This is a genomic window from Corynebacterium sp. CCUG 70398 (assembly GCF_024454055.1).
Classification (GTDB): Bacteria; Actinomycetota; Actinomycetes; order Mycobacteriales; family Mycobacteriaceae; genus Corynebacterium; species Corynebacterium genitalium.
Window position 1 is genome coordinate 1 of record NZ_JAGPYZ010000016.1, and the last position, 9,977, is coordinate 9,977.

Consider the following 9,977-nt stretch of genomic DNA (forward strand, 5'->3'; position numbering starts at 1 on the left):
GAACGCCCAAAAAGTCGCTAGACATCACGTCCAAAAACCCCCTGGACTCCGTGTCCAAAAAGACCCCAGACATCACAGCATTAGTAGGTGTCGCCTTAGTCTCATGGGCCGTAGTATTTCCGGGGACGTGGGCCGGTGCAGGGCGGGCAACACGTTGGAAACGACCCCGGTGGCGCGATACAGATACAGGGACCCGATGGCACCATTTGTGATTGCTCAATCTTCCACGGGCGGAACCGACGGGGCGTGGGGTGCGGCGGGGCTCGCACTGCTGATCGGGATGTTTCCATTCGCCCTGGTGACTACCGTGGGGTTTGCGCGCTACATGGCCGCGAAGACATCTGTCGCCGAGGCCGGAAAGGCTCTGACCATCGGCGCCGGGACAGGCCTAGTGGCCTGTTTCCCTTTCGTCATGCTTGGCGCGTTTTTCTTCAACTTCAGCTTTGCCCTCGGCATGATCTCCGTGCTCATACTGTTCGGGGCGGTTTTCTTCTTTGCGGGCAAGTTCTTATCAGAGTCGCCGCGCACGTGGTCCGCAGCCACCCTCGTCGCCGGTGGCGCCACTGGATCCGTGGTGCTCGCCAGCATCATCGCGAGCGCGTTCGGCCTGTCCGCCGCCACACCTGCCGACGGTTCCGCCGCATACGGCTACCTCATGTTCGCCGCCGCCATCGGCGGGTGGATCGTTCTGTTCCCGCCCTGGCTGCTGGGAACAGCTCTTGGGATCATCTATTTCCGACGGAAGAACCGGCACGGGCCGGGCCATCCGGGCCAACCGGACCAGCCGGGCGAATCGGGTCCACCACTGCCACCCGGACCACCGGAGCCGCCGTAGCCACAGCGCCCACGTTGGGGGCAAAGGTAGGTTGTTGCAAACGATAATAAATTCAGCTGCGGCCGTCTATAAGCGCAGGTCGAAGACCATAAGCGGCGCGGAACCTACTTTCCAAGTGCACTAATAGCGAAAATGCTAGATTCTTTTCCCATGAAGAAAACTGTCATTTCTCTGGCAACAGCCGTAACGGTGGGTGTTGCGAGCCTGTCTCCTGCTGTAGCAGAACCCGTGAATCCCGAACAGTCGACCCTCGGCTCGGCCGACACCGACGAGTCATCGACTTCCAGCGAACGTGACCAGTCGACGTCTAGCGAGGGCGACCAATCGTCGTCAAGCGAACGCGGTCAATTGTCTGACGGCGAAATCGCAGCCATCGTCCTTGTCCCGATCGTTGCTCTGGCCGCGATCGCTGGCGGCGCGTTCTGGGCAATCCAGAATGGAATGATCCCCAACCCGCTGCCTGGTGTTATTCCGGGTCCAGCTCCCAAGCCTGCGCCAGCTCTCGCTCCGAAACCTGCACCGGCTCCCGCTCCTAAGCCAGCGCCAGCTCCCGCCCCAAAGCCTGCACCTGCCCCGGCACCAAAGCCTGCGCCCAAACCCGCTCCCAAACCGTCCAAGTACTACCCGAACTGCCGAGCAGTCTGGAACGAACTCGGCCGCCCGATTAACTCTGGTGAGCCGGGCTACGGTAGCCACCTCGACCGCGACGGCGATGGAGTCGGTTGCGAAAAGCGCCCCCGTTAAGCGCTGACGCAGACGCAACGGTTCAGGCTAGCGGCGAAACACCGTTCATCACCCTTCCAACCTTTAGGGTGAGAGCATGAACCTGGAAGCCCGATTAGATCTGCACAGTGTCGGTGTCGGTGCATGAGCGCAGTTGGAAATGCGGTGTCTTCGGCACTGTTGGGCCATCTTCTGCTCGCGGTGCCGCTCGCCGTCGTAATAGTCGTCGCAGTGCTACGACACCGCGCAACACGAACGCCGTTGACCGGCTTGACGCGACCTATTCTGGCGGGCTTGGGCTCGGGTGTGTTTTTGCTCGCCTTCTCAGTCGCGTTTCTGGTCGCTGTCCAAATGGTTGACTTCCAAGCGCTTCCAGAATTCGTGGAGACTCTGGCCCTTCCCATCCCGCTCATTGTTTTCCTGGGCATGTGGTTTTGCCTGGGTCTAATGCTGCCCACATCCCCACGGACATGGACCCCATCTGCTGCCGCTGCCGGCGGTGTATGCGTCGGATTCGCCTCGCCTTTCCTGCTTTACTGCAGCTATGAGGTGTACCGGAACCACGGTCAGAACGGATCCGCAGACATCTTCTGGATCATGCAGATCGCGGCCCTCGTTCCATGGGTCGCCTTTCCCGTTGTTCTCGTCCTGGTGGCGCTGGGGGTGTGGGTGAGGGATCGTCGACAAGCGATGCGTCCCGGGGCGACGGCGAACCGAAAACTTCTGCCCCTTTAGCCCTGTTCATCGTCGGTGGTCAAACATCGGAGGTTGCGGACCGGTCCGTCCGTCCTGCATACGGTTCCTTCCTGCAACGATCCCTGCTACCGAGCACAACGTCAGCAACGGGTAGACAAAGAGCCACCCGGCAAAAGGCATGATGAGGATGAGGGCACCGGCGGCTTGCGTGGTGCTGTAGTCGTTGTGAGGTTGCGAAAAGTAGAGGGAGTACAGCACTCCCGTAGTCAAAGCGGTGCCGACGTGGTGCCATAGCGAATGAGCGAAGGAAAAAGCGCCAAAAGGCTCGGCACGATCACGGCGACGGCGAGAATCACCGCAGCACCCAGCAGCTCCCCATCATCCATGGGCTCAGTATCGCAAAACGGTGCATGAACTGCTGCGCGATGTTTCACAACCAGACTCGCTTCGATAGCCAAAAGAAACATCTAGGCTTGAACCATGAGCCCCGAGAATCCTTTGGACCTGTTCATCGTCGGCGCTGGACTGAGCGGTGTCGACCTAGCGCACCATGTGAACGAGAATTTTCCTGACTGGAACTGGGAGATCGTCGATTCCAATAAGAAGGTCGGCGGTACGTGGGTGACCTTCACCTACCCCGGTATTCGCTCGGATTCGGATATGGCGACGTTCTCATTCCCGTTCAAGCGCTGGCCGCACAAGGGTAGCTTGGGCAGCGGCGAGAACATCCAGAAGTATGTCGAGGATGTTGCGCGTGAGGAGGGCGTATTCGACCGCTTGACGTTGAGCACCTGGGTGGAGCAGGCGAACTTCGACTCGAAGAAAGGCCTGTGGGAAGTCACCATGCACACCCGCGAGGACGGTCAGGACATCCCCGAAGGCCACACGGACGCGCCGACGGCTGAGCGCACGATCTGGACGAAACGCCTGCACTTCTCTTCCGGCTACTACAAGCACCATCGCGGCTTCACGGCGGACATTCCCGGCGCGGACACGTTCGAGGGCACGCTCATCCACCCGCAGCGCTGGCCGGAAAACCTGGACCTAGCAGGCAAAAAGGTCGTCATCATCGGTTCAGGTGCCACAGCGATCACGCTGCTGCCAGCGCTGCATGACGGCGGTGCAGACGTGACCATGCTCCAGCGCACCCCCACCTACGTCGCTCCCCTACTCAACCGCGACAACTTCACCGCCGTAACCACGAAGATCATGCCGGAAAAGCAGGCGCTGTCCGCCGCCCGCGCGATGCACATTGTCCGCGACATGGCGCAGTATTGGATGTGCCAGATCTTCCCGTGGCCCGCCCGCGGCTACTTCATGGCGCTCAACCGCGCATACATCCCGTTCCGCGAGATCTTCAAGAATTTCAACCCGCCGTACGGCCCGTGGGACCAGCGCGTCTGCAAATCACCCGACGGTGATTTCTTCAAAGCAATGCAGGGCGGTGCGCGCGTGGTCACCGCGAAAATCAAGGAGATCACGCCCGACGGCATTTCGCTTGTCGACGCCCCTTCCCTCCCCGCCGACATCATCATCACCGCAACAGGACTGGACATCCAGGTCTTCGGCGGCGCCCGGCTATTCGTGGACGGTGAAGAAAAGACCGTTCCGGATGCCGTCGCGTACCGCGGAATGATGGTCGACGGGTTGCCCAACTTCTCTTTCACGGTGGGCTACCTGAACCAGTCGTGGACACTGCGGGCAGACTTGGTCTCCCGGTACATGTGCCGGTTGTGGTCGATGATGGATGAGGACGGCTACACCCAGGCCACCCCGCGTTTCCCGGCGGGCCTGGAAGCCGACATCCCGTTGATGAACATGGACTCCGGTTACCTCGTCCGCGCCCGCAAAGACCTGCCTACCCAGGCCGGTGTTGACCCGTGGATGTTCGCCCAGGATTACATCCGCGAGTACCGCGCGTGGGGGCACCCCGGCGCGGACCTCCGCGCGGATATGGTTTTCAGCTAGTTAGGGTGCTTAGTTTTCAGACTCGTCGATAAGCGGGTCGACGAGGCGGCGGATCGCTGTGGTCACAGCACCGGGTGCGTCGAGCGGCGGCATGTGCCCGGAACCGGGCAACACCTGGAACTTCGCCTGCGGCCACAGTTTGTGGAGTTCCTGCGACTGTGAGACCGGCGTGACTGTGTCAATGTCGCCGACGAGAATGAAGCCCGGAATGGTCGCGAGCACGTCGGCAGCGGCATGCTCGTCGTGGTCGCGGAGGTCATCGAAGAATCCCGAGTATGTATCCAACGGAGTCTCCTGGATCATGGCGGCGTGGAACTCCACGACGTCCCAGGACATTCCTGGCGCGTAGAAACCGACCGCCAGTACGGGCGCAAGCGTCTCGGTGACCACGACCCTCACGCTCTCCGACAGGATCGGCAGTGCCTGCACCATGCGGTAGAGCGCCGCGCCAGCCGTGCCGCCGAGGGCTTGGGGCATCCCGCGGTCGGTAAACGGGTCCACTGACGACGAGATCTGCACGCTACCGGCCAGATTGAGCTCACCGGCATACCGGCGCATCAACGACAGCGACACCGGCCCGCCGAGCGAGTGGCCCACCACAATGACCGGCCCGGTAATCCCGCGGTCCCGAACGACGGCAATGATGTCGTCCGCGGCGGCATCAACGGACAAATCTGCGCCCTGGTCGGCGGTGAGCCCGTGTCCCCGGTAGTCCACCAGCAGCTGCCGGACAGGAAGGTGCTGCAAAGCCCTGACCTGCATGTAGAAAGACTGCGAAGAGATGTTGAAGCCGTGAACGTACAAGACCGTCAGCGCCTCAGGTGATTCCGGCCCACACTCGTACCAGTGAACATTCAGACCGTCGTGGTTCGTGGCGCCGGTGCGCATACCGGTCAGGCCGAGGCGGCCCGAGCCGCTGTACAGCTCGCGACGCATCGCAATGAGCGTGCGCTGGGTGCCAGGGCTGAGGGCGCGCAGGTAATTGGGCATATGGGAATGGTATCTAGAATGGGGGTATGGAACTTTCACAGCGTCTGGACTTGGGCAAGCTCGGCCTCGCTGCCACCCCATCGGACGAGCCGGCCCCGCTAGAAGGCGACACCATGGCCCAGCTTGCAGGGCTGTTGGTGCAGGTCGGCGCCGTCGAGGACGCTGATGAGGTCAGCGGCACAGACACCCTGGACAGTCTCGGGGTCGACTCGTTGACCCGCATCGAGCTCGCCGTCCGCGTGGAAGAGCAGTTCGGTGTCCAGATCGACGAAGAGCTGTGGAACAGCTGGGCGACGCTTAGCGACGCCGCAGCCCACCTCGACCAGCACTCCTCACCCTAGGGTGAACGCCCCGATGCCTCTCGGCCCGGTGTGAACGATGTAGCGCACCAACCCATGCCCCGGTCTTTATAAGTCCAGTTCACAGCAATGTGCACGTCGACTAATGGGGCGTCTCGGGCTGAATCGTTCACACACGCGGCAGGAAGGACCCCGGCAACCATACCGGAGTGCCCAGCAGCGCTAGACCCTTGCCGAGAACCGGAACGTACCGGCAAGTTCGGTCAGCGCAGCCCGGAAGGTGGCCAGTTCATTGGCTGGGGCGTCAATGATCTCGCGGCAGCTGACGGTCGGTGCAACCCCAGCACGTCCCGGGTCGCGCGTCCACCGGGTGAACCAGCGGGTGTCCCAGATCGCGGCGTCATGAAGGTCGGCATCGTCGAGACCGGCGGCATCGAGAGAAAACTCGGAAAGCTCAGCAGGACTGAGGTGCTCGGCCATGAGCTCTTCTACGCGCAGGCGCAGGTGGCGGGGCATTCCGCTAATGGAGAGGACAGCCCGCTCCCGTGGCGCAACCGGGCTGAGGGTTGGTGCAGACAGGGCTGAGTCCAGAAGTGTGACAGTCATAGGGAAAGTCCTTTCATTGACGCGCGCATGCACGTAAGACGAGGATCGTCTTCCCCTACGTCCTCAAACGTTTCAAGAGTCTCGAAACGGCTCGATGCAATTCTTCATGCGCTCTAGCCACACTGGCAACCCTCAACCTGCACTTGACACCCCCATTTACTCAAGTGCTAGTTGAGGGTTTTACTCGGTTTTACTCGGCTCGGCGGGCCCAGCCGCCGGCCGAGTCCTCGCCGTCCCGGTCGATGTAGACGCGGTACAGAGCGGCAAGGAACTCTTCTCGAGTCGCCGGATCGACCGCCTCTAACGCCTCGCGGACCTCGCCTTTGGTGGGCATCATTCCGTCGTCGTTAATGGGGTCATCCAGGAGGGCGTGTTCCTTGGAGAGGCGCCAACGTCGAAAAGCATCGGGCTCGAGCCGCGCGAACAGACGGTTGATTGTACCCAGCTCGGAGCTCGCGGGGACGTACCAACCCGCCCAGTAGGCGGCGGTACCCAGCGCGAACGCGATGAGCGGGGCGCACACCAGCGCAGCGGAGGGGTGCTCGAACGAGTAGAGCACCAGCGCGGTAACGGAGCCGACAATGGCAGGCACAACGTACATCTGCTGGTCGTTGAGGATGCGCGGGATGCGCCCAATGAGCACCTCACGAATAACCATGCCGCCGGTCGCGGTGATGATGCCCATGAGGATGCAGCCGATCCACGCCACCCCCGCCGAATACGCGGTGACAGTGCCGGTGGTGCACCAGACGCCGAGGATGACCATGTCCCCGTGGAAGCGGGTGAGCTCCCAGACGTACCCGCGCAGGTTGGCCAGGAATGCAACCAACGCGCCGATGAGCGCGATGGAGATGTACCAGGGGTCCGATAGCGCCGCGACGGGAGTATTGCCGATCATTGCGTCGCGCATCATGCCGCCGGCCATGCCGGAGATGATGGCGATGAGCATGAAGCCCACGGCGTCAAAACGCATGCGGCGCGCGACTGTGCCGCCAATGACAGCGTTGAGGAACACGCCAATGAGGTCGAGGACCGCGATGGCTTGGCCGACTGCGTTGTCAATGCCTCCGAAGTACATTCGGCTAGCTTAGCTGTTCAAAGATCCGCGTATTCGTCTCCTGCCACAGCGGCTTTGCCCAATCCCCGAATTCCTTGTCCGCGAGCATGACCATCGCTGTCCCCGCGCTTGTCGACGCCGACCATGCCGGCACCACCCACATGTACGTACCGGACATACCGAAGTGCCCGACAGTGTCTTCCGGCATGGTGCCGCCAGTCCAGTGGGGGCTCTTGTCGCCCTTGATCTCGAAGCCAAGCCCCCACGGGCAGGGTTTTTGCATGCCGTAACCGGGGACAATGCCGTTCAAGTCGCCGAACTGGTTGGTGAAGGCCTCTCGGAGCGTTTCTTCGGCAAGCAACGTGGGCGAAATGAGCTCGTCGGCGAACTTCACTAAGTCGGCGACAGTGGAACGCCCACCGTGGCCGGCGGAACCGTAGATCTCGGTGTTGCTCATCCCGAGCGGCTCGAAGATGCCCTCGCGGGCGTACTCGCCGAGGGTCATCCCAGTCTCACCCTCGAGGAACTCGGCCAGCACCTCGAACCCAGCCGAAGAGTAAATGCGCCGCTCTTCCGGGGCCTTGCGGATCTTGTGCTCGAAGGCATCCAAGCCCGAGGCGTGCGCCAGCAGGTGCCGGACCGTGGACCCGTCCGGCCCGCAGGGGGTGTCCAGTTCGAAGACCCCCTCCTCCACCGCCATGAGGAACGCGTAAGCAGAGAGCAGCTTGGTCACGCTCATCAACTCGTACACACGGTCCACGTCGCCCTCGGAATCGGTGACGGTTCCCGTCAGGGCAGCGGAATACGTGACATCAGTCCAGCCAAGGTTCATGCACCCCAGACTAGCCCGCTTAACGCGGCAGCAACCCCTCAATGTGGCGGTGCCACCCATGAAGCACCCGCGACGAAGTTGGTTTTGAAGTCGAATTGAGTCGGCACGATCCGCACACCCTCATGCACACTGGGATGCATGAGCATTTCACTCGAACTAGCGGAAGCACATGTGGAGCAGATGCTTGACGACGCCATGCTCCTGGTCAACCAAGAGACCTACTCCTTCGATAAACCGGCGTTGGATGCGGGTTTGAAGGTGTTGCTGGGGCTCGTCGAAAAGCGTTTGGGCCCGTCCGATGACAAGCAGCTTCAGGACGGCGACATCCGCGGCGACATCGCCGTGCTCACCTACAAAGGTGACCTGCCCGGCAACGTGGTCATCGCGGGCCACTACGACACGGTGTGGCCTGCCGGGACCGTTGAAGCCTGGGATCCGCCCGCCCATGACGATCCGCGCGAGCGTCTTTCCGCGCCCGGGATCTTCGACATGAAGATCGGTCTGACGCAAGGCATTTGGGCACTGAAGCTGCTTAAGGATGCCGGCATCCCGCACCCGACCGTGACGTACATTTTCAACGGCGATGAGGAGATCGGTTCGCCGAGTTCGCAGCGCATCATTGAGAATGTCGCCACCGGCGCTGATGCCGCGTTCGTGCTCGAAGCAAGTGTCGACGGCAACGTCAAGGTCGCCCGCAAAGGCATCGGCGACGTCAACGTCACCGCCACAGGAATTGAGGCGCACGCCGGCCTCGAACCGGAGAAGGGCGCCAACGCCATTACTGCCCTGATGGAGTGGTGTCTCGAGGCGACGAAGTATGCCGACCCGGAGAAGGGAACCTCCATCAACGTCGGTGTTGTCGGCGGCGGCACCGGGGCCAACGTCGTGCCCGGATCTGCCTACGCCAAGCTCGATGTCCGCCACTGGGTACCGGAAGAAACACAGCGTCTCGACGCCGCCCTCGACGCCATCACATGGTCCGACCCCCGCGTGGAGATCACCGCCGAACGCAACTGGAACCGCCCGCCGATGGTGCACACCGAGGGCACTGAGGCTCTCTTCCAGGTGCTCAAGTCCCAGGCCGAAGCTTTGGGCCACTCTGACTTCGAGGGGGTTTCCGTCGGCGGCGGGTCCGACGCCAACTTCATCTCCGCAGTCGGCACACCCGTCGTGTGCGGTCTGGGCGCTGGTGGCGCTGGCGCCCACGCCCGGTACGAGTTCATCTACCCCGACTCCGTGCCGTTCTTCACGGCGCTGCTGGCCAACTCCATTGCAGCTATCGACGGGCCGGTCATCACCGACTAATCCCCTGGTGAATCGGATCTGAACCGCGAAAGACCTCCCGGACTCCAGCTCAATGGCTGGGTCGCGGGAGGTCTCGGTTTTACGGGACGCTAATCCCTAGGGTTTAGAACTTCGGGAGCTTGATACCGCCGATTCGCTCGAGGCAGTTCTGGATGTAGCCGTTGCGCTCGAAGCAGTTGTAGATGCCCACGAGGCCTGCCAGGCCAGCCAGCACACCGAGCGTGATCAGCACGATCTTGCCCATCGGCGAAGAGGACAGTTCGGACGAACCGGAGGAACCGTCAAAGAATCCCTTCGCGGAGCCCTCAGACGAGCCCTTTCCGGAACCTTCAGTGGAACCTTTCCCAGAACCATCAGAAGGGTTGGACGGGCCCTTCGGAGCCTCCTCGGTTGTCGTGGTCGTGGGTGACTGCGGCTCGTCTGAGTTTGTCGTCGTGGTCGGCTTCTCGTCCTGCTTATCAGTCGGCTCAGCCGCCTTGCTCGACTCGTCCTCCCGCTTCTCCGTCGGCTCAGCCGCCTTGCTGGACCCAGTGTCCTGCTTCTCGGACGTGGTCGAAGTAGTGCTCGACTCCTCGTCGTTCGTTTCAGGCGTCGTCAAGGTAGTAGTCGTTGGCTTCTCGCTCTGCTCGTCAGTCGGCTCAGCCTGTTCGGTGGTCGTCGTCGTCG

The 9,977-nt window shown here is 62.0% G+C and carries 10 protein-coding genes and 1 pseudogene; 6 read left to right on the top strand and 5 right to left on the bottom strand.

Going from position 1 to position 9,977, the window contains the following annotated elements; translation table 11 throughout:
* Positions 1-196: 196 nt before the first annotated feature.
* The 4 genes from KBX07_RS11165 to KBX07_RS11180 all read left to right on the top strand — a co-directional run bounded on the left by KBX07_RS11165 (position 197) and on the right by KBX07_RS11180 (position 4,222).
* Complete coding sequence (locus KBX07_RS11165) at positions 197-835, top strand: hypothetical protein (protein ID WP_256024158.1); 639 nt, start codon at positions 197-199, stop codon at positions 833-835.
* A 228-nt stretch (positions 836-1,063) separates the two neighbouring features.
* Positions 1,064-1,579 (top strand): excalibur calcium-binding domain-containing protein, encoded by a 516-nt coding sequence (locus tag KBX07_RS11170; RefSeq protein ID WP_005289402.1) that lies wholly within the window; start codon positions 1,064-1,066, stop codon positions 1,577-1,579.
* Between the two features lie 123 nt (positions 1,580-1,702).
* Positions 1,703-2,293 (top strand): hypothetical protein, encoded by a 591-nt coding sequence (locus KBX07_RS11175; RefSeq protein WP_256024159.1) that lies wholly within the window; start codon positions 1,703-1,705, stop codon positions 2,291-2,293.
* Positions 2,294-2,734: 441 nt separating this feature from the next.
* Positions 2,735-4,222 (top strand): NAD(P)/FAD-dependent oxidoreductase, encoded by a 1,488-nt coding sequence (locus tag KBX07_RS11180; RefSeq protein ID WP_255994748.1) that lies wholly within the window; start codon positions 2,735-2,737, stop codon positions 4,220-4,222.
* A gap of 9 nt (positions 4,223-4,231) precedes the next feature.
* Here the strand turns inward: KBX07_RS11180 and KBX07_RS11185 are convergent, their stop codons facing one another.
* Positions 4,232-5,212: an alpha/beta fold hydrolase gene (locus KBX07_RS11185; RefSeq protein WP_005289393.1), complete on the bottom strand. Its 981-nt coding sequence runs from the start codon at positions 5,210-5,212 to the stop codon at positions 4,232-4,234.
* Positions 5,213-5,238: 26 nt separating this feature from the next.
* Here KBX07_RS11185 and KBX07_RS11190 point away from each other — a divergent pair, with 26 nt between their 5' ends.
* Entirely contained in the window at positions 5,239-5,553 is a 315-nt protein-coding gene (locus KBX07_RS11190; RefSeq protein WP_255994747.1) for an acyl carrier protein, read from the top strand.
* A 180-nt stretch (positions 5,554-5,733) separates the two neighbouring features.
* On the opposite strand, the gene KBX07_RS11195 is transcribed toward KBX07_RS11190, so the two are convergent.
* The 3 genes from KBX07_RS11195 to KBX07_RS11205 all read right to left on the bottom strand — a co-directional run bounded on the left by KBX07_RS11195 (position 5,734) and on the right by KBX07_RS11205 (position 8,006).
* Complete coding sequence (locus KBX07_RS11195; RefSeq protein WP_050748795.1) at positions 5,734-6,117, bottom strand: hypothetical protein; 384 nt, start codon at positions 6,115-6,117, stop codon at positions 5,734-5,736.
* Between the two features lie 190 nt (positions 6,118-6,307).
* A complete protein-coding gene (locus KBX07_RS11200; RefSeq protein ID WP_005289387.1) occupies positions 6,308-7,195 on the bottom strand; it encodes a trimeric intracellular cation channel family protein in 888 nt (295 codons plus the stop codon).
* Between the two features lie 4 nt (positions 7,196-7,199).
* On the bottom strand, positions 7,200-8,006 hold the full coding sequence (locus KBX07_RS11205) for a serine hydrolase (protein WP_256019817.1): 807 nt from the start codon (positions 8,004-8,006) through the stop codon (positions 7,200-7,202).
* A gap of 138 nt (positions 8,007-8,144) precedes the next feature.
* Here KBX07_RS11205 and KBX07_RS11210 point away from each other — a divergent pair, with 138 nt between their 5' ends.
* Positions 8,145-9,311: a M20/M25/M40 family metallo-hydrolase gene (locus KBX07_RS11210; RefSeq protein ID WP_256019816.1), complete on the top strand. Its 1,167-nt coding sequence runs from the start codon at positions 8,145-8,147 to the stop codon at positions 9,309-9,311.
* A gap of 103 nt (positions 9,312-9,414) precedes the next feature.
* Here KBX07_RS11210 and KBX07_RS11215 read toward each other — a convergent pair.
* Positions 9,415-9,977 (bottom strand): annotated as a pseudogene (locus tag KBX07_RS11215) (hypothetical protein); the annotation flags it as partial.

What these genes read in the sequence shown, in the direction of transcription:
- KBX07_RS11165 (WP_256024158.1), top strand. Translation starts at nt 197, where the DNA reads ATGGCACCATTTGTGATTGCTCAATCTTCCACGGGCGGAACCGACGGG.
- KBX07_RS11175 (WP_256024159.1), top strand. Translation starts at nt 1,703, where the DNA reads ATGAGCGCAGTTGGAAATGCGGTGTCTTCGGCACTGTTGGGCCATCTT.
- KBX07_RS11180 (WP_255994748.1), top strand. Translation starts at nt 2,735, where the DNA reads ATGAGCCCCGAGAATCCTTTGGACCTGTTCATCGTCGGCGCTGGACTG.
- KBX07_RS11185 (WP_005289393.1), bottom strand. Translation starts at nt 5,212, where the DNA reads ATGCCCAATTACCTGCGCGCCCTCAGCCCTGGCACCCAGCGCACGCTC.
- KBX07_RS11190 (WP_255994747.1), top strand. Translation starts at nt 5,239, where the DNA reads ATGGAACTTTCACAGCGTCTGGACTTGGGCAAGCTCGGCCTCGCTGCC.
- KBX07_RS11195 (WP_050748795.1), bottom strand. Translation starts at nt 6,117, where the DNA reads ATGACTGTCACACTTCTGGACTCAGCCCTGTCTGCACCAACCCTCAGC.
- KBX07_RS11200 (WP_005289387.1), bottom strand. Translation starts at nt 7,195, where the DNA reads ATGTACTTCGGAGGCATTGACAACGCAGTCGGCCAAGCCATCGCGGTC.
- KBX07_RS11205 (WP_256019817.1), bottom strand. Translation starts at nt 8,006, where the DNA reads ATGAACCTTGGCTGGACTGATGTCACGTATTCCGCTGCCCTGACGGGA.
- KBX07_RS11210 (WP_256019816.1), top strand. Translation starts at nt 8,145, where the DNA reads ATGAGCATTTCACTCGAACTAGCGGAAGCACATGTGGAGCAGATGCTT.